Origin of the sequence: Thermoactinomyces sp. DSM 45892 (genome assembly GCF_900107305.1) — a bacterium.
Lineage (GTDB): Bacteria > Bacillota > Bacilli > Thermoactinomycetales > Thermoactinomycetaceae > Baia.
Genome location: NZ_FNPL01000003.1, coordinates 17,013 through 36,471, shown reverse-complemented (window position 1 = coordinate 36,471; position 19,459 = coordinate 17,013). Strand labels below are relative to the sequence as shown.

22 protein-coding genes are annotated in these 19,459 nt (G+C 44.1%); 3 read left to right on the top strand and 19 right to left on the bottom strand.

Features of this window, described 5'->3' with window-relative positions; genetic code table 11:
• Nucleotides 1-16: 16 nt before the first annotated feature.
• The 16 genes from BLU58_RS03050 to BLU58_RS02980 form a co-directional block, all read right to left on the bottom strand.
• Nucleotides 17-2,395 (bottom strand): phage tail protein, encoded by a 2,379-nt coding sequence (locus tag BLU58_RS03050; RefSeq protein WP_255404580.1) that lies wholly within the window; start codon nt 2,393-2,395, stop codon nt 17-19.
• Between the two features lie 44 nt (nt 2,396-2,439).
• A complete protein-coding gene (locus tag BLU58_RS03045; protein WP_176786466.1) occupies nt 2,440-4,932 on the bottom strand; it encodes a distal tail protein Dit in 2,493 nt (830 codons plus the stop codon).
• Between the two features lie 13 nt (nt 4,933-4,945).
• Entirely contained in the window at nt 4,946-7,303 is a 2,358-nt protein-coding gene (locus BLU58_RS03040) for a phage tail tape measure protein (protein WP_093290757.1), read from the bottom strand.
• Between the two features lie 3 nt (nt 7,304-7,306).
• Nucleotides 7,307-7,528 (bottom strand): hypothetical protein, encoded by a 222-nt coding sequence (locus tag BLU58_RS03035; protein ID WP_176786465.1) that lies wholly within the window; start codon nt 7,526-7,528, stop codon nt 7,307-7,309.
• A gap of 74 nt (nt 7,529-7,602) precedes the next feature.
• A complete protein-coding gene (locus BLU58_RS03030) occupies nt 7,603-7,944 on the bottom strand; it encodes a hypothetical protein (RefSeq protein WP_093290755.1) in 342 nt (113 codons plus the stop codon).
• A complete protein-coding gene (locus BLU58_RS03025) occupies nt 7,944-8,519 on the bottom strand; it encodes a hypothetical protein (RefSeq protein ID WP_093290754.1) in 576 nt (191 codons plus the stop codon). Before BLU58_RS03025 ends, BLU58_RS03030 begins: the two co-directional genes overlap by 1 nt.
• A complete protein-coding gene (locus BLU58_RS03020; RefSeq protein ID WP_093290753.1) occupies nt 8,520-8,894 on the bottom strand; it encodes a tail completion protein gp17 in 375 nt (124 codons plus the stop codon).
• Nucleotides 8,891-9,217: an HK97-gp10 family putative phage morphogenesis protein gene (locus tag BLU58_RS03015; RefSeq protein WP_093290752.1), complete on the bottom strand. Its 327-nt coding sequence runs from the start codon at nt 9,215-9,217 to the stop codon at nt 8,891-8,893. The genes BLU58_RS03020 and BLU58_RS03015 overlap by 4 nt, the downstream gene beginning before the upstream one ends.
• Nucleotides 9,201-9,539 (bottom strand): phage head closure protein, encoded by a 339-nt coding sequence (locus BLU58_RS03010; RefSeq protein ID WP_093290751.1) that lies wholly within the window; start codon nt 9,537-9,539, stop codon nt 9,201-9,203. The genes BLU58_RS03015 and BLU58_RS03010 overlap by 17 nt, the downstream gene beginning before the upstream one ends.
• The gene (locus BLU58_RS03005; protein ID WP_093290750.1) at nt 9,536-9,829 is read right to left on the bottom strand and encodes a head-tail connector protein; all 294 of its coding nucleotides are present in this window, start codon (nt 9,827-9,829) and stop codon (nt 9,536-9,538) included. Before BLU58_RS03005 ends, BLU58_RS03010 begins: the two co-directional genes overlap by 4 nt.
• Nucleotides 9,753-10,001, bottom strand: a complete 249-nt coding sequence (locus BLU58_RS16025; RefSeq protein WP_143123680.1) for a hypothetical protein — start codon at nt 9,999-10,001, stop codon at nt 9,753-9,755. Before BLU58_RS16025 ends, BLU58_RS03005 begins: the two co-directional genes overlap by 77 nt.
• Nucleotides 10,002-10,014: 13 nt before the next feature.
• Nucleotides 10,015-10,404, bottom strand: coding sequence for a hypothetical protein (locus tag BLU58_RS03000; RefSeq protein WP_093290749.1), 390 nt, complete (start codon nt 10,402-10,404; stop codon nt 10,015-10,017).
• Between the two features lie 42 nt (nt 10,405-10,446).
• Entirely contained in the window at nt 10,447-11,676 is a 1,230-nt protein-coding gene (locus BLU58_RS02995; protein WP_093290748.1) for a phage major capsid protein, read from the bottom strand.
• Nucleotides 11,676-12,401 carry an HK97 family phage prohead protease gene (locus BLU58_RS02990; RefSeq protein ID WP_093290747.1) on the bottom strand — a complete coding sequence of 242 codons (726 nt, stop codon included), beginning with the start codon at nt 12,399-12,401 and terminating at the stop codon, nt 11,676-11,678. Before BLU58_RS02990 ends, BLU58_RS02995 begins: the two co-directional genes overlap by 1 nt.
• Entirely contained in the window at nt 12,391-14,478 is a 2,088-nt protein-coding gene (locus BLU58_RS02985) for a phage portal protein (RefSeq protein ID WP_093290746.1), read from the bottom strand. The genes BLU58_RS02990 and BLU58_RS02985 overlap by 11 nt, the downstream gene beginning before the upstream one ends.
• Before the next feature lie 5 nt (nt 14,479-14,483).
• Nucleotides 14,484-15,770, bottom strand: coding sequence for a DNA-packaging protein (locus BLU58_RS02980; protein WP_093290745.1), 1,287 nt, complete (start codon nt 15,768-15,770; stop codon nt 14,484-14,486).
• A gap of 134 nt (nt 15,771-15,904) precedes the next feature.
• On the opposite strand from BLU58_RS02980, the gene BLU58_RS02975 reads away from it, so the two are divergent.
• The 3 genes from BLU58_RS02975 (at nt 15,905) to BLU58_RS02970 (ending at nt 16,958) form a co-directional block, all read left to right on the top strand.
• Complete coding sequence (locus BLU58_RS02975; protein WP_093290744.1) at nt 15,905-16,084, top strand: hypothetical protein; 180 nt, start codon at nt 15,905-15,907, stop codon at nt 16,082-16,084.
• 387 nt (nt 16,085-16,471) lie between these two features.
• Entirely contained in the window at nt 16,472-16,618 is a 147-nt protein-coding gene (locus BLU58_RS16020; protein WP_218122171.1) for a hypothetical protein, read from the top strand.
• 118 nt (nt 16,619-16,736) lie between these two features.
• Nucleotides 16,737-16,958 (top strand): hypothetical protein, encoded by a 222-nt coding sequence (locus BLU58_RS02970; RefSeq protein ID WP_093290743.1) that lies wholly within the window; start codon nt 16,737-16,739, stop codon nt 16,956-16,958.
• A 33-nt stretch (nt 16,959-16,991) separates the two neighbouring features.
• Here BLU58_RS02970 and BLU58_RS02965 read toward each other — a convergent pair whose 3' ends face one another.
• The 3 genes from BLU58_RS02965 to BLU58_RS02955 form a co-directional block, all read right to left on the bottom strand.
• Nucleotides 16,992-17,420, bottom strand: a complete 429-nt coding sequence (locus tag BLU58_RS02965) for a helix-turn-helix domain-containing protein (RefSeq protein ID WP_093290742.1) — start codon at nt 17,418-17,420, stop codon at nt 16,992-16,994.
• A gap of 30 nt (nt 17,421-17,450) precedes the next feature.
• Nucleotides 17,451-18,710 carry a site-specific DNA-methyltransferase gene (locus tag BLU58_RS02960; RefSeq protein ID WP_255404570.1) on the bottom strand — a complete coding sequence of 420 codons (1,260 nt, stop codon included), beginning with the start codon at nt 18,708-18,710 and terminating at the stop codon, nt 17,451-17,453.
• A gap of 136 nt (nt 18,711-18,846) precedes the next feature.
• Nucleotides 18,847-19,449: a hypothetical protein gene (locus BLU58_RS02955; protein WP_093290741.1), complete on the bottom strand. Its 603-nt coding sequence runs from the start codon at nt 19,447-19,449 to the stop codon at nt 18,847-18,849.
• Nucleotides 19,450-19,459: the final 10 nt, after the last annotated feature.

Genomic DNA, 19,459 nt, shown 5'->3' with positions numbered 1-19,459 from the left:
ACCCCTCCTCACCTCCTTAAATCGATAATCCAATATTGGCCATATAACCCGCCCGGTAAGCCAGCCCGGAGACTTCTAGTGTTCCAGCCGGAATAGCCGTGAACGTTCTAATAAATAAATTAAATCCAGTTCGATCAATATTGTAGGCTGAGGCGTGATAATCCACTGATTTCGATTCGCTAGGGGTTAATAAAACCGAAACACTACCCGTTTCTTCAGGTGGAGAGAATGGCTTATCAAATTGGATTCTTCCGCAGTTTCTGTATACATTAGCGGCCAGTCCAGAATGATCCACACTCGCCCGAAATATCTGTATTTCCGGGACTGAGTCTACATTGTAAACATCTCGTGGATACATAGACATTTGTTGTTGGGTCACAATGTCATCATAATTTCCCTTCACCCAGAGAAGCTCCATTCCTTTCTCCACGTTCTTTTTCAACTCTACCTGTACCCACAACTTGCATCTAACCGTACCCTTTGGAAAAACAACTGACATAGTTAAAAGAAGATTCTCCTGATAAATAGAGAATTCTTCTACCTGAGTTCGGCTTTCCAATTGGTTTCCATTTTCATCAAAGTTGTACAAGACAATCCGAGCCCGTTTGGGAGTAGAACCTCCAATTTGATTCGTCTTGAACAAGGCTTGGAATGTGGCTTTTTCATGGGAGATATCCAGATACTGACTTACTCCTACAAAGTTCATGTTCTCTGAGCAATCGACAGTCACTTTTTTGGAAGTGTCATATTTCACACCTGAATGCAGATACCAGTCTACTTCTCCATTAGGCTGAAATAAGAACTCTGGATTCTTCACGAAGTTTGTGGAAATTTTATTTCCTTTGATCATTACTCCAGTATCGGTGGCGTTAGGAGTAGAGTAGACCTCAAGCTCTCCGCCTTTGATTATGACGCTCCCTCTACTAATTAAGACCTTTCCATCGTCGTCCCCGATCTCCACATCATTGGTTCGGATCTTACCGCTAGTGATGTTGTCGGCAATCATTCCACCCGCCGTCATGAATGTCTTCCAATCAAAGCTACCATCGGGCTTTAAACTATTGGCTATACGCACACCCGCTGATTTGATTTGTACAGCTGCATCTGGTGGATGATCAATGTTTCCTTTAGGTCGGTTTGTAGTCAATAACCCATCCACATCGTTCATATACACATAGGCTCCAGATCGCTCGAATTCAATATTCTCTATATCCCGAGCTCCCTCTAGCCAACCGATCGGATCTCCTATGGATACTTTCTTTTTCAACTCATCTTGAAGCTCTTTTACATATGAACCTATATCCCCAAGTACATTGCCTAGGGTCACTTTTGTATTTTCTGGGGAGATCAAATCCCTCTCCAGCTCAATTATCCGAGCCTCCAACTGGACATCAACAGAGAATTTCCGATCAATTACAAAGACAGAATCTCCTAAGCGAATCGCTTCATGTTTGTATTCTTGAGCGGACACTTGTTCTAAATCAATGACATCCATTTTATACGTAATCATGGGCTGTTTGATCTCGTGCAGTCTTTCCCATGTCTTCTGCAAGAGTTTCTCTGCATCCGTTTCTTCCTCGCTTGTAAAGACATCAAATCGATGACGCTTCGAACCATCTGGACTCACATGTCCCCAAATACCCAATGACTCTGGATCTCCAATCCACTCCTGATGTAAGGGCTTGTCGCAAGGGTCGCCTCTTTCTTGCGACCATTCCACGTCCGCAAAGTTAAGTCGACGACCAAATCCTGTACCGTTCTCATCCTCTACTCCCTTCCCCCTACCAAACAAGGCCGTTTTGATCATTTTGATATCAACCACACGTTCCACATTCGTGAGGTCTTTTCCATATTCGAATCGCTTTCCCGTTCGTCGGCCTAGTTGCGATAACAGATCCACATATCGTCCGGTAATCTGGTTCTGACTGTTCATGGTGACACGAAATCTCAACTCACCTCCCCATGTCTGGAGCATTTTCTTAACTCCAGACATGACCGATTCGTAATATACATTCATACTATTGATTCCTAGGTTATCTACTTGTCCCACTTTCCAAATGGTATGTTTCAAGATACGAGAAAGAGCGGTCTCAGCATTTGTATTTTGAGGGCGAATATCAGTTACAATCTCATCATTCAGTTCATTGACGCCAAGATCCTCGGCATAAAACTGACGAGTAAACGTGTCACTGTGTGTTTCCTGTTCATCCACAATAAAAAAAGCCCGAAAGATCGCATCTAGATCTTTCAGGACAATGTGGTCTCCTATCTGAACGTTCTTGGAGTCTATATGATCAGAAGGGATAGAAAAGGTGAGAGATACCTCACCATTGATTTGTTCTTTCAGGACGCAAGAGTGTAAAGGTAACCCTTCTGGCAGATCGTTCGACATCACTTGGTTCAATTTTTCTCTTCTAAAAACATATAGTGTTGGCCCTGCTATAAAAATCGCTCCTTCCACTCTAAATAAACGCTACAAACATCTTCAGGTTGTACAACAAATGTGTTACTTCCCGGAAGTAAATAGAAAAAGGTACTTTGTATGGACAAGGAAGCCATATCTAAAGTACCGTTTGTGGTAACCTTTCCTATTTGGTTTTGAATTTCCACTATATCCCCTGCTTGAAAGGATCGGTTCAAAATAAGTTGACTGCCTATCTCTTGATGAACAAGCTGAAAACGTTCACGAACTGCCTTGTTGAACGTAATTCTTATCTTCGGATAGGATCTGACAGTTCCCTCATAAAAAACAATATTCGCTTCTTTCTCTTTGACCTCCCACAAAAGCTGATGCAGGATTGGTGTATTCATACCATCACTCGTAATGACCTGTTTGGTGTATAAGTTTTTCGTGAGATCCAAATCTGGAACAGTGGATGAGTTATCCCTGATCAAGTTCCAGCCACTCGGTGTAGGATCTTGACTTGGCTCTACCAATTGCACATAGATTCCCACATCAGGAGAAATGTTTGGTGTGATATCCCATGTGATAAATGATTCTCCAATTGATTTGAGAGAAGAGAGAGAAACGCCTTTACTAATTCTTTCTCCTTGTGTCTGATAGGCTGTCATGAAACGATAACTGTAGCTGTTTATCTCGGGTGTAACATTCGGATCGGTTGTGTGTAGATCAAATCGAACGACGAGTTTGGCTTTCGTGAGATCCATCGTTGGAGCAATCTGTGGAATGTTCGCTTCATTTGTTATCTCATGAAATTCGCCTAAAACACCATCAATCTCTAAGGACACATAACATTTGATTTCCGTTCCAGTAGGTTTAGTTTCCTTCCAAGATAAAGTGGCTTGTTTGGCTTTTCCAACAGGCTGTATATCATCATTCGCTAGTGTGATATATCTTCCATCTGTGTGATAGGTAAAACGATGCCCCTGTATGGTACATCCCACTGATGTGATTTTTGGAATGCGTTCAATGTCATACACAGTAAGGATTTCTTTTATCTTTATTTGAGTCCCATCTAACGAAGTATCAATTGAAAGTCCAGGTAATCCTTCACCCACTTTCCAATCCTGATACATAGACCATTGGCCATTTCGAAACAAGCTGACCTGCAAACGAACATTCGAATCAAAACCATTAAACCCAGTAGGGGTTAGAGCAGATAGTTGAATCTCACCCGATTGGTAGACTCCCAAATGAGCTAAATCAATGGGTGGGGAAATTCTCTCACCTAGATATGGAAAATCAAACCTCTCTATCTTTTCATGCATAACGCCTGATTTTCGATAGAATTGAATGATCTCGATATCTGCTTGATTTTTCAAGGCATGATCGACTATAAATTGCATCCTTGGTGTGAGGGCTGTGGTCGATGGAGAAGTGATGGTTCGATCATGGACGCCATCCACATATACATCACCTGCGATCGGACTCGTTAAGACGACTCGAATCCATTTCCATTCAGATGTCTCGTCTAAGGTAATGGAGAATCGATAGTTTTTGCCGTCGCGAGTCTCGATCATTTGAAAGCTAGCCTTATTCAGATATCCAGTAGTTGAAGGGATCGAGGGTTTCAATCTATATACAAACTCAACGGATTGAGGAAAAGTAAGTCCTACATACTCCTTTGCCAAGGCAGCACTCACTCCGGAACAATGGATTCTGGCTCCATCTTGTGTCTGGGAAACTGCATTTGCTGTCAGCTTTGGTTCCCAGCCGGACGTTGCCCAGTTCTCCATGTTATCCATTTCGTCCCATTTGGGAAGTTGACTCACTATCAATCCTCCATCCACCACTTGAACATTACGATTCTCACCACCTGTAAGAAAGTCATCCTGATAGGATTTCATAGTAGGAACACTGACTCCATCTAACGTGAGTTTGCTAGAAGTTCCCCGTGTTTGATGATGTTCACCTATATCAAATTGAGAAATCGATTTTTCCTGATCCATTCCTATCTTTTGAAGCTGTAATCCATTGGGTGTTGCTTCGACTCCAACTAAGCTACCTTCTGACCACGATCCTTGAGTATGAGTATCTTCTGTCACTCTTGGAGCTCCTATGATTATTTGAGATTTGACTTCGATCCCGCATGCATGGGGATCGGGAATCAGAAATGAGAGGGTCACCTCTCCATCCGCTACTGTTTTCTCTAGATCGGTCGATCCATCTATGATGGCTTGGTACTCCTTATCCTCATAGGAATAGCGGAATGGCTTAGGCTCTAACGTGAACAACCAACCTGCAATCTCTCTTTTTCGATCCGACAACTCTTCTAAGCTGTCAGCTAGGATTGTGACTTTCACTTGTTCAATTCGACTAGATACCTTCTGGCCATAGAAACAAGCTCCTACTCTATCAGGAACCTCTATCAATTTATTTTCGATATTGGGAAGCATGGAACTCTCCACTCGATTTACAATGAGCCATGGAAATTCCACCGATGATACTCCATTGAATTGAAACGAAACCACCTCGTTCACCTCCCTACACTCGAGCTTGTCGTTGTTGCTGTCGGTATAAGATTTCTGAGATCTGTTTAGCCAGTTGGACTATATCTTGCTCGCTCCTGACATTCCCATTTAACTGGATATTGATATGGTTTTGAATGGAAGTTCCTTGCTCTCTTAATCCCGAAGTGTTGTTGAACATAGAATTCTGCTTCGTATCTAGCAATCCTTGAGTCTGATTCAAACCATCTGAAATCGTCGACAGAGCAGGCTTTAATCCATTACGCATCCGTGAAGCAAAGGTAGGAAAAAAACTCTCACCGGACTCATCCAAATCAGATAAAGGCCCCACCTTTGCGGGAGAAAATGGCAAGTATTCTCGAATCTTCTTCATCCCATTTTTGACAGCTTGGAGTGCGTTGGACAACCCACTTTTAATCCCTTTGGCTAATGATTCAAGCAACGCTTCCCCTGCGTTTAAGAAGCTACTAGCAAAGCTCTTCACCGTATTGTAAACCCCTTGAATTCCATTACTGATGGCTGACTTAATGCCCGATAGCACACTTGAAATCGAATTTTTGATCGCTGACCAGACTTGAATCGTGGTCGATTTTACCTTATCCCAATGTTTCACAACCAGAGCGACGATCCATCCAATCGGTCCAGATAGTACCACTAGAATGGTGGAACCCCACTGTTTGAAGAAGGCTATCAGACTATTAAATACGGACACAGCCCCATTTTTCATGGTCGTCCATGCGCTAATTAGCCAACCTTTCACCTGATCCCAGTTTTGATACAGAAGGACTCCCACTGCTATCACTGCAAGAACCGCTGTAATGATCAAACCAAGTGGATTCGTAAATAGAAACACTCGAACAAGGTTGAGAACTTGCATGAATCTCATGAAGCCACTTACCAACTTCGGAATGAGACCCGTAACAAATTGTAAGATAGTCGGACCCAGACTCAGCAGTGACTGTCCAAACATCCTCAAACCGATTAGGAGATTGGAAAGTCCCATTTTCAAAGCATGGAGTGAAGCTACTCCTATGGAACGTAGGATTGTAGCCAAGCGTCCTACCTGTTCTCCACTTCCACCGAGTATCTTTCCAAATCCACCAAACAAGGTCAGGAGTGATGACAGACCTGTTGCCATCATGCCAAATGTCATGAGTAAGGGAGCTAAGGCAATCAGAAGAATCCCCAAAATAGCGATGGTAGATTGGACTCCAGTTGGCAGAGACTGAAATAAAAGACCGATGCTCGATAAAAAATCAGCAAATGGAGGACCATATCGATCTGCTAGATCAATTAGGACATTTCCCAATGGGGTAAGGGAATCACCCATCTTCCGTATGACTTGTTGAAACCGTTCATACGGACTTGTGGACATGGCTTCCTTTGCTTGATTGGCCGATCCCTTGAAGTTGTCAATTCCTTTCACCCCCTCTTCCATCGCACCAATGACCTTCGATTTCACATCTTCCCATTGAAGACCAAAAACTTGAGCACCAATCGTATTCTGTTTCACTTTATCCTTTACATTGGAAAGGGCAGCTAGTGTAGCAACAAAGGCCTTTTGCGCTTCTGGACCTCCACTGGCAATCGCTTGATTCATCTTGGAAGCATTGAAACCAAGTGCTTTAAATCCGTCGCTTACATTTTTACCGCCTTTCTCCGCTTCAATTATGAACTCTTTCATCGAATCCCCGATCTTGTCCATATTGAACGCTCCTGCTTTAGAACCCTCTATTAAAATCCCCATAAACTGATCGGCTCGTAAACCCATCGAAGCAAACTGCGGGGAATATTCGGTTAGCGTATCCAATAGATCATCTGCAAAGTCTCCGCCCTGTTGGAACCCATATGTCATGAGATCCATGGTGTCACTTGCACTGGTACCAAAGTTTTTCATCATCACACTAGCCGATCGGGTGCTTTCTTTTACATCCGCATCAAATACCTTACTTAGCATGAGCGCAGACTGAGTCACACTCGAAAGATCGCTCTGACTTAAATTCCCTAATCCTTTTGTCACCTTGGCAACTGCATCGCTTACTTCCGCAAGATTTTCGCCCCAGCCTTTTTTCCATACTTCTGTCGCAACCGATTGTAATTCCTTTGCTTTACTTGCTGTCGTACCTAATGAAGCCTGTATCTTCGCTTGTCCAGATCCGACATCTGCTGCCATTTTCAAACTGGCTCCTCCCACAACCGCTAATGGGAGACTAAGTCCTTCACCTATGCTTGAACCAATCTCACCAGCCCGATTTCCTACTTGTTCCAACGTTTGTGATACGTCCCTTGCCGTTTGCTCGACCCGTTTTAGACCTGTAATCATTGCTTGTCCACCTCGAAGGGCAACCTCTCCGAACATCCGAAAAATCTCCATGGGTTATTCCTCCTTTCGTTGGTGGACCCGTTTAATTGCTTCCGCCTTGGCAATGGCTATCTCTGCTGTCATAGGAGAATGTCTCTTCTGTGAGTCTCCCCTTTGTATCTTGGATAGAAACTGTTCAAACGAAGGAAAGCGATCCTGATCCGCGTGTGGATAAATACTGATCCAAAACTGCCAAGCTCGCTCTTCTTGTTCTTTCTCCACAGCTTTTCGAATCAAAAAAAGACCCTCTTCTGCATTCATCTGCATCAAGCGGTCGATTCCACTTCCATATCGTTTGTAAAGTAAGTCGGTTATGTCGGCTTCGCTGTCTTGAAAGCTAATTGAAAAAAATCGGTGATCCCACTCTGCTCCCGTAGGTCTTGGATGAATTGTCCTAACTGATCAATGCCTAAGGTACGGAATTCCTCTGGTTCCATCTCGGCAATGCTGGCAAAGAAAGAAAGGATTTCTGGTTCTGCTTGATCCATATATTCAAAGATCATAAGAAGAATCTCAAATCCCACTTTCTTCGATTCATTGGGATCTTCCAGATCTCCATTTGATACCAGAAGAGCTTGAATGTCTTTCTTCATATCGAGCTTACGAATAATACTCGCTAGTTTAAAAATGTCTTGTGTTTGTAGTTTTCTCATTAGGAAACCTCCGGGTAGTGGATCTCATAAGGCGGCTCAGTTATATGGGCTGGATCATAGTGGGCAGATAAGACGACCTCTGGCTTGCCTTCCTCCTTGTCCTCCAGTTCGATTTCTAACTCATCATCGGCCAAAACGTTATATAAAACGATGACGCACGGGCGATTCGATCCAGAGACGGTGGAGACAAGAGCCACGTTTTTCATGTAATCCGAGTCCAAGATTTGACCGCGAGGCTTAATCTTTTTTGCTATCTTAGTCGTGCCATCTTTGTCTAGAACATCTTCAATATCAGCAGCCGTCAGCATGAGTTTGAAATTCTCTGGAGACATTTCCAGCAAATTGATGGTCAAAGAAGCATTTTCTTCGGTAATTCGGCGAGCACCTTTAACCTTTCCCTTTGCTCCGTCTATCTCGATCACTTTTACTTCTCTTTCCACAGTAAAACTATTTCCACCGGATGTAGCTCCGAGGAGCTTTTCATCTGGTTCTGCATAATTCAAGTAAATCGCACCTGCATCTAGGATCATGTTATGCACGGTTTCGGTTGTAATCCCATGAGTTTGATGAGCCATTTAGGTATCCCTCCTGTACGTTCGTATGTCATAGCGCAATTGACGTCTGCGAATCAATGGGTCTGGATCGGGGATCATCAACCGAGAAACACGGAAAAAACGGGCATTCCACCCGCTTGCATCTGTGTAAGTCAATCGATTTAATTGTTGATCCACTCGATCTGTTAGTGTTTGAAGATAAAGGGTCGATCCATCTGATGGTTGATCCCACACATCCACTTCCAAAACAAAATCCTCACGTCGATTCATCTCGCTACTAGTAGGCAACTGATAGACCAAATAAGGAAAAGATGCCCCCTGCACCGCCCATTCTAGATAAACACGGGGATGAATTCGTTTCAGCTGTGACACAAGGAATCGTTGTAGCTCAATCATGTCCATCCACGACCTAACTGTGTGGCGATGATCTTTTGAATCTGAGCCTGATTTTCCTCGATAGCTGGAGTTAGATGGGGCTGAGATCGTGTATGCCTTGTCCCTTTCTCCACAAAGATCGCATATTGCACATCCGTTCCAATCGTGACATTCTTTTTACCCGAATTGACCCGATGACGATAACTACTGCGGAGTCTCCCTGTGTCGACCGGAGCTCGGATCTTGGTCTCGCTCGTAACAAAAAGTCCAACTGCTTCGAGTGCATTTTTTTCATTCTGTTTCATCTGTTGCACGATCTTGGATAGATTACTGTGATAGCTCATCCATTCCTACCTCCTTACAAAGCAAGTGGATTTCTTTTTGCAATTCCTCAATGTTTTGTACCGATAAGATCTCCAACCTTCTTCCTTGAAAGAGGAGTCGCATATGGGATGTAACACCCTTGCGATATCGCATCTCCACACGGTGCGTTGTGCTAGGTTGAATTTGCTGTGCAATGGCCATTTCGTTTCCATTTAAGGGAGTAACTCTAGCCCACACAGAGGTAATACCTTCCCACCTTTGAGTCGTTCCACCCAGTCCATCCTCTTGTCCCTGTATCAATCGCTGGATCGTCACCCGATGGCGAAGTCGTCCGGATTTCATAGATTCCACAACTTATAAGGTTGAAGGAGGTACTCTGCCTGTGCAGGAATCTCTTGACTCTCGCGATTTTCGTACAGATGTCCCGTGATGAGAAGAATCGCATGTTTGATCGGAAGGGGAATATTCTTTCCATAGTAAGAAAAGGGACGACGAGTATATGATTCCGCTTGCTGGCTCGCTACTTGAATAAGAGACTCGATGTACGCATCATCCTCATTGATCTCCACTCGGAGGTGGTGCTTCGCCTCCTCCAACGTTACGACTTCGTTTACGAGTTGGTTTCTTCCCACTTGCTTTCACCTCTGGAATTTTATCGATTGCTTTATCTTCTCTTGCCCATCCTTCTTCTAAGAAGGTGCGTGCTAAAGAAGAAGGCAGATCGTATACTTGATCTGCCTCATAGATGTAAATCTTCATTCCATCCGGGCTTCCCGGCATAGTGCGGATCATCCGAATTCTCATGCTGGATCGCTCTTTAATAGGAGATTGGTTTATGACGAGCACCTCCTACAACCGCCATTACTCCTACAACGGATGTGGCTGTTCCGATGGTAAGGACCACTCTATAATAACGATGGGTCGGCTTCGTTACATGAAGTCGCTCTGCAAAAGCTGCTGACTGATTCGGAATCGAAACTGTATCTCCTGTATCGACTAACTTGGAATCTGTCCACTTTGATCCGTTGTCACTATGTTGGATTTTGGCTTGAACCGTTCCATTGGCTCCAACCGTCCCACAAGAAATAAAGAAGGAAGCATTCGTAAAACCTTGAAGATCTAGGGGTTCACCGTTTACGGTTCCGGCCGATTGAGATCCAGCTGGTATATGTTCGATTAGTTTCAGATTACTTTTTACATCATGCATATTGCCACTCTCCTAGAAGAAAGAATAAGCCACTAACCACAATTAGTTAGTAGCAATTTTAATCGGAACGAATGATTCAGGTAACACAACTTGTCCGCCCACACGTTTCGTAATGAGAAATCCAGTTTGACGATACTCCGCATAACGCTCTACCAATCTCTGAATGGTCATCCCTTTCCGATCTCTGATTCGGTATCCACGACGGAAATCCCCGAACAAAATTGGATAAGAGTTTGCTGCGATGTCAGGGGTTCCCTCTGGATTAATAATCGAATTCCCTAATAAAGTTGCTGGAGCCCCTGCTTGCACTGGGGGTTGCCATACATAGTCTCCATTTCCATTTTTGATTTGGCGAATGACACTCTCTGTTGAACTATTGAATGCCCATGTTCCACTTCTTCGATAGATTTTTTTGAGCTTGTATTGTGCTTGGATCAAGGCATCCACACCATTGTGAGAGGCATCAGTTAAAGCTCCAGCCACTCCTGATGCTACATATCTCGACTGTACTTCCGTATTGGACAAAATGCCCTCTGGTCGCCCAACCCCATGGCCAATCATAAACTGATCGTCTTCCTCAGCTGCGATATCCTCACCAAAAATCATGGACAACTCACTAAAAATATTGGCTCCAGCATCCTCCAAGGTAGAGTTCGGGATCAATACAAGAGCAGTAATCTCATTGATTGGCATGTCTTCTAGCCCAAATTTTAAGTCTTGAGGATCAACGGCTACATTTTCATTTCCCCAACCAATCACAGCCCTCTGTGTAATCTTCCCGACTTGAACGCGATCTCGGTTGGTCGTTCCCACATTAGCAACAGGACGAACTTCTGCCGAATCTTGCGCGATTTTCAAGATTTCATTCTCGAAATCAGGAAGAATCAAGAAACCACCGTCTTGGTCAGAAAGAGAAGACAATGCTTTCCATTCTTCTGGAGCCCAAGAAGCCTTGGAAGATTCCCCAACACCGTAACGAATGAACTTTTCAAAGGCTTTCTTCTGCAAGTTCTGTTCCTCATTGATTATATTCTGAGGATCTCCGGGCAAAAATTTAGCCCGTTGCAGTTTGAGTTCCACCTGCTCACGAGCCTTTTTCTCTTCCTCGTATGACTTTTTCAGTTCGACAAACTCTTGATCATATCGCTCCAGTTTCTCTTTCACCAGTGGATCTTCCAATGGATGTTTTCCTTTCAGCTCATCCAGTTCGGAGCGAAGCCCTGCTGTGTTTTGTTTAATTCCTTCTAACAGTTCTTTTAGCATATCTGCCATTAGCGTGACACCTCTTTTAATATGTTGGTTAGATCCACTTCCAGCTGGATCTCTTCAGCCAATCGTTTTACTTCTGCCATGTAAGAATCCCCCATATCCTTCTGGTCATCTGTAGCCTTGGATGAATCGTCTACTTGAAGAAGGAGGTCGCCTAGTGCGTCATAGGCTTGTTGGATGAGTGATCGATTCTTCTCAGATAACACCCGCCCTGCTTTCACTTCTTTTTGGTATTCATGTATCACATCGAGATAGTTCCACAATTGATCTAACGACTTTACTCCTGTTACAAGAGCGAGATCGTTCATCCCCCACGTAACATAGCTATACTCCCACAACTTTAACTCCACTAGATCCCGAATTCCCTCATCTTGGTTATACTCTTCCTTGACAGTGGCATATCCAATGCTCGTCTCGGTGATGACTCCGTCTTTTGCTAAAATGAGAAGATCGTTTCCGAGTGTCGTCCTGGAGATGGGAGTCACAGTGAATAGCCCAATCGAATCTTCCTCCATAACTCGTGGTCTCCCCACTGGGCTCTTGGGATCATGCTGGTAGAGAGCTTTCACTCTCGATTGGGTTCGCTCTTCTTGAAGTGTTTTCAAGAATGCTCCTTTTTTGACTCGATCTTTCCCTGCGTCCACGTAATCAAAAATCGAAACATAGGCTTCAATCTCTCGTTTGTCTTCATTTACTTTGTACTCTACTGGAAAAGATTTATATTGCATGATGGGATTCCTCCTTTCGTTCCTTTAGAATATAACCCTCGGTACAACGACATTTGATCGTCTCATTCGCTTTTCCCGATGGATCCCCGGGAAACAGGAGACCATTCGAATAGGATTCATCCATCGCTCTTCGTTCTCGATCTAGATGTTGGTGGGAAGGTCGGGTGCGTGAATCGCGTGTGGAGATCCACTCCTTTTCTAATTCCAATCCAGACTGTTTGGCGGCAAAGCGACTCGCCGCATTACTGGATGAAATCACTTCGGTTCTCGCGATAGTAACAGATCGGTGTGTGGAAAAACCTTCGTATACCTGTCTTAATCGATTAGCTAGTTGTGGAATCCCCTCTCCTTCTTGCACACCTTCTCCTAGCTCCTTTCGCACCAGTTCCAATGTAGTGTCAGTGATTTGCGTAATCTTTTTTCCTACTACAGTGGAGATCCATTCTTGAATCTCAGTACTCCACACATCAAAGTTCTCTTCCTTGGTCTCATAGGAAAAGAAAGAAGATTTCAGTCCCTCCCAAGTAGAGGTTCCAAAATCTTTCATAACAGCTAGATAGATGCTTTTGAGGAGTTTTTCCCATTCGCTTTTCTGACTACGAATGACTGAATTAATCTCACCTATATCCCCATGATTTCGCTTAAGTGACTCGATTGCCTTTTGCTCTTCCGATCGAAATTGTTTCCTCAATCGTTTTATAACAGGAGCCACATATCTCTCTCTTTGTTGATCAGTTGCCTTCCAGTAAAGAATTCTCTGTTCTTCTGTTTCCAACTGGAATCCGTTCACAAAATGCATTCCTTTGGAATGATTCTCCTCTCGCTCTGGCTTCAGGGTTTCCGGCTCCCCTTCCAATGGATCTTCTTTCTGAACGGGAACCATACTGCTCGGAACCCACTGTGTATCTGCATCGGGAATATCATCCATTCCTAATTCCAGTCTTTCGTTCAATTTTGAGAATGGGATCCCCATGGACCATAGCTTCTGGGCAGAGGTTACTTTATCATCAAACTTCTCCTGCAAAGCTGGAATTTCTGTAAGATCTGGCTCCACCCACAGGTTATCCCCAAAGCGGGGTGTGAGATCTTGATTGATTTGGGCCACAATGTCCTCTAAATATGGGATAATCGTATCTTCCCAAAGGGCCCTCTTCGCTGTTTCGTAGTTGTTGTAGGTAGATTGATCTTGAATACCAACCAATACTGGGGGAACTCCGAATGCCGCACAAATCTCTTCCCTATTTATCCTCCTACCCTCGATGAAATCCATATCGGTTGGAGAAATAGCAAAAGACTGCCATTTTAATCCTGCTTCTAATAGGAGAGGCTTTCTAGCATTCCTTACACCACTTATTTTCTGTTCGACTTCCCCTTTGAGGCGAGTGAATTGGTCCTCTGTTAAGTTTCCATCCGCAACCAAGGCTCCCGGTGGAACCGCCCGATTTTCCATACTATTCTTATTCCAATCTACAGCTTCATGATCTGTATCCACAATCCTAGCCACAGCCTGCAAGGAACTCATACCTAAAAAATCATTGCAGGGATCTAGGAAGCGGAAGTGGGAAATCTCATTCACATCAAAACACAGACTGACTCCATCAAGGTTGTACTGATATCCTCCAATGAAATCGGTATTCGATGGAATGGGGCGAACCCTATCTGGTCTGAGTGGCCATAGTTCTCTGGGAACACCTCCTATCTCAATGATGTACCAGTAGTGATTTCCTGCGAGGTGGAGATAGGTGGTCATCGCTTTATTCATTTGAATTCCTGTCATCCGTGAATTCGGCATTTGTAATAGCTGTTCTAATGGATGCTCAGGCGCTCGTATCCACTCTGACTTCTTTACTCCAGACTTCTTCCATACAACCAGTGGAACAGAAGCTACCTGATCTGCCAATTTCTTAACACAGGCATACACCCATGTGCTAGATTGGTAGCCTTCTCTTATTGCCTTTTCCGCATCCCAAGAATTAAACTGCGGAACTCCATGTTGATTACCAATGAAGATAGGAGCTCCACCTGATGCTGATTTTAATAACCACCTTGCAATTTTTTCTCGAAGAATCGAATCCACCTCCCTTACAAAACTCTAATCCTTGGTTCTGGTTTATCATCCAGCATTAACTCCGTTAGCGACCACACCAAAGCGTCCATTCTATCCGGAGACTTTTCACCCGGAGTCCACGAACACAATTGATCCTCCAAGTCGCCTAAATCTCCAACATGGTGGACACGCCCTTGTTCATACAAGGCGGCGATAGGCTCAGCTCGGGTTAATTTCCCCCGGGAGGCATGGAGCTTTTTGTAGGACGCCGATTCATCCACCGTTCGAATGGTATGCTCTACCATATCTCCACCATTATTGGTTTCCGCCACTACCCGATCTGCCCGGTGACGATGATACGCTTCCACTGCTATTCGAGCCCATCCGTCTGGTGTACTCCGGCAAGAAAGATCTTCTAGTACATATCCATGTCCGTCTACTCCTACTCCTGCCACAATCATTCCCGTTTCATCCGATTCCTCATGACTGGTCACGGCCGGGTCGATAGCTACCACTACCCGGATGAGATCGGGGTGTTCTTTGACTCGGAGCTTGTCCAACATCCGTTGATTCCAGAGGGCTCCGGGATTGTCGTCGAGGATTTCCGCATATAACTCTTGTTTCCCTAACCGGGTTCCTTCGTACTTAGATAGAATTTGCTTCAAGAAGGCAGGGGCCAAGTTTTCGGCATTATCAAAGGTGGAACCCTTGGTTATTGCTGTAGTTTCAACTTTTACAAGCGATTTAATAATAGGGGTAGGCTTGGGAGTGGTCGTTACCACCACTCTTGGATCGGCTCCCAATCGCAATCCAAACAACAACATATCCCAACTATCTGGGTATCTCCATGCAGCGAGTTCGTCGCACCAAGCGGCATCGTGCTGTGGACCACGAAGTCTTTCAGGCTCATCCGCTGAGTATAAGGTGGCAATAGCTCCGTTCGGCCATGTAATACGTCGTTTCGAAGGCTCATAGATGGGCTGGAACCAAGGGGAGGATATAGCCAATATCCCCGACTCTCCCTCTACAATGACATCCCGGGCATCGGCCGCCGTGGGAGCAACGAGAGCCACACGTTTCGCCTGTCCTGTTTCTACCAAGAACCGTACCCACTCTGCCCCCGTTCGTGTCTTTCCAAATCCCCTGCCTGCAAGTAATAGCCATGTCCTCCAGCTACCTTCTGGTGGTAGTTGATTTGGACGAGCCCAGAATCGCCAATCGTAAAGGAGAGCTTGGGCTTCTTCGGCTGATAGCGAGGAAAGTAGCTCATGTCTCTCGTCTTCCGTTAGGGAACTGACTGATATAGCTAACGATTGACCCATTTATTTCCACCACCTTATGTAATAATATAAAGATTATTTTTATATAAAATCAATAAATTGAGTTGATTAACTATACACGTCGAGCTATGATGTGACTGTACCAAGAAGGTACAACTACAAAGGAGGAATACAGCATGCGAAACGAAAATGGAGTAAAGTACGTAACTTGGAAACTTACCGAGGAGCAGGTAACTTTTTTAAACCACCTACTAGGCCACTGCCCCCACCTACTAGGCGAGGAGTATAAGGAAACCTATAGCGATACACGGTACGAACTGAACGAGTTCCGCCTTGAACTAGAAAAAGAAATATAGGCAACGACTAGCCATCCAAAGCGGGTGGCTTTTTTATTTCTATTATCCCAAGGTAATTACACTCATTTTTAGAAGCTCCATCCCACTTATAAACGTTAAATGTAACGTAACAAAAGAACTGTTTTGATACGTTAATGCGTTAATTAGTTTAAATATATTCCAGCTATAGTAGATCTAATAGGAGGGGTAGACCTACTGGCATTTTATTAAATCAGTATTTTCCAGATAACCCCACCATTCGGTTGGGGCCTTTTCATTGTGTCAAGTCAATCTATATAAATAGATTAAGATTGTTTTTTATTTTAATCAATAAATTAAGTTGATTTATGATATGTATCGAGCTATCATGTGGTTGCAAGAACAACAAACCACTAGGAGGATACAAACATGAATACAAGCAAGCCAATGGCAAAGCTACTAGAGGAAGACGTCAACATTTTTAACCTAATGGGGATTGCCTACCGCGCACTAAAAAAGGCCGGACTAGACGACCAAGCCTCCGCCATAATAGCGGGAGGTACAAGCTTGCGGTAGCTACAACGAAGCCCTAGCCACTATAAGGCGGTATGTAGAAATCAAATAGTACAAAGCCAAACAATCCCTACTCAGCTAGGGGTAACTACTATACTAAAAAGTAAGGGGAAATCAAAAAATGGAAACCAAGGTTTGCGAATGCAACAACTATCAAGAATTCATCGAAGCTATCGTAGAAGGAGAGCACCATGTGTATACCTTTAAAGATATCATCATCATCTATCCGCTAAGGCTTCCAACCATGTTCATTCTAAATCGTGGAAACTATGTGGCTTCTATCGATACGGATGAACTTTGTGACCACATTGGAATACTAGAAGCAATTATCAAAGGTCTATAAATCATCACAGGCCTAGCCCTAGCCATCCACAGGCTAAGGCTTTTCTTCTCGTTTCTTGGCCAACTGCTCCAACTTATCTGCCAATAGTTGTTTAGGTGCAATCTCTATCGGCTTGCCATCTATACCGCTAATCTCGTGCTGCGTCTTCCGGCCCCATCGGTTCGGATACTTCCGCTCTAACCTCCATGCAGCTGCCTGCCAGTTATCCTTGGATGCTTGAGCGATGACCGCTACATCTCTCATTTCAGCTTCGGCCATTGCTTTTTCAATTGCGTCGGAAAACTGCCTATATTTGTCATTTTCATCCGTGGATCTGGCCCCTTTCTTGAGCCAATCGTACAAGGTCGACTTATGGATTCCCGCAAAGGCTGAGGCGGTTTCGATATAGTTACCCATACGTAATGCATCAACAATCTTCTGCTGTATCTCTGGAGTTAGCTTCTCTGGTCTACCACCTGCCATTCCTCCTCACCACCTTCTATTCCACTGATCCTAGTTTTCTATCTTCGGTATTCTCTCCGCATTGTTCCCTGTGTGTTTTTCCCATCTCTTTACAATCACATCGCAATATCTCGGATCTAGCTCTAGTCCGTAGCAAATCCGATTTGTCTGCTCTGCTGCAATCAAAGTCGAACCAGACCCTAAGAAAGAATCTAAAATAATTCCATCCACTGGAGACGAATTCTTAATCGCTTGCATCGGTATCCCCACAGGTTTCATAGTTGGATGGTCTTTGCTTCGAGATGGCTTGTCAAACTCCCAGACGGTGGATTGTTTGCGATCCCCCATCCATTGGTGGGCTTTCCCCGGTTTCCAGCCATAGAGAATCGGTTCATGTTTCCATTGATAATATTGCCGTCCCAACACAATGGTGTTTTTCACCCAGACAATGCATTGTTTGAGATCCCATCCTGCGTTTACCATGGCAGTGCGAAAGTTAATGCCTTCGCTATCTGCGTGACAAATATAAATACCGCCACCCGGGTGAGTGACGGCATACATATTCGAGAATGCATCAAATAGAAACTGATAGAATTGCTGATTTCCCATCTTATCGTTTTGAATGGTAAGAGCATCTTTTGTTTTTCCAATATATCCCACATTATAAGGCGGATCTACAAACACCATGTTAGCTAATTGACCATCCATGAGTCGATTCAGATCCTCACTAGAAGTTGCATCTCCACAAAGGAGACGATGCTTCCCAAGAATCCAAAGATCCCCTTTTTGAGTAATCGGTTCCTCGATCTTTTCTAGTTCTACTTCTAGATCGAAGTCATCCTCCTCGGGTTCCATCTCATAGAGGAAATCGCTCATAATCTTATCTATTTCAGTAGAGTCAAAGCCAGTTAATTCCACATCAAGTCCTATCAATTGAATATCTTCAAGTAACTCTGCTAGTTTATGAGTATCCCAGTCACCATCTATTTTATTAAGGGCAATATTAAGTGCCTTTTCCTTTGATTCATCCAGATCCACTATCGAGCACTCTACTTCTGTCATTCCTTGCTCTAGAAGAATCTTGAAGCGTTGATGTCCTCCGACGAGTCGTCCAGTTCGCTGATTCCACACTAACGGCTCAACAAATCCAAACTCCTCAATCGATCGCTTGAGCTTTTCGTACTCTGGATCTCCGGGACGTAAGTCTTTCCTTGGATTGTATGTAGCAGGGTTAATCTCATTTATCGAAATCTTTTTTATCTCCATGTTCATCACCTTTACAAATAGTGCCAATAAAAAAAGGCGAGCCACTTGGCCCACCCTCATTCCGGATCTTGCAACCCCATTGTAACAGAAACAAAGAGATCACCACCACTTTTGTCCATTTTGTCAGATCTGTCCGTTTTGTCAGTTTTGTCAGATCTGTCAACTTGACAAATTTTTAATTCTATGCTCCCCTTAATTCTTTCTGATAGAGTTCCCATGCCATCTTTTTCAGGATCTCTCGCTTGACCTCATTTAGCCTCTGCCTAGAGAGTCCCACATGATGGGCGATAATTCCCATGCGATCACCATCCAGAATACATTCTAATACGGTTCGTTCTTTCTCATCCTGAATCGTCCCGGCTGCCTGCTCGATTTTCTGTACTTTTTCTTTCAATTTGGATAGTCTCTCGATCTTTCTCATTCGATGCAAGACTTCTTTCCCTACTACATCGTTATATCTACCTGTTGGCTTTGGTAGAGTGCTATCCACTCCATACATGCTGGTGGGGGCATTCCCTGCTACCTGCAAACGAGACTCCAATCTCTTTACCTCTTTCACCATCCAATGGTAATCTCGTAAATCCTCATCCACACGTTGGAGGATCTCCAAGGCTGGTTCTAAATCAATAGGATCTGTCTCTAAATAAGGCTTGTCCCATTCCTCACAGTGATCGATTTCGGAGATGTGCCTCTGGAATACTCGGCAGATACTCTTTGCACCCCATAGGGTTCCGGGACATGTTGCACATATTTGTACGGAATCAATTTCTCTCTTGTTGTTCATCTCCACAGCC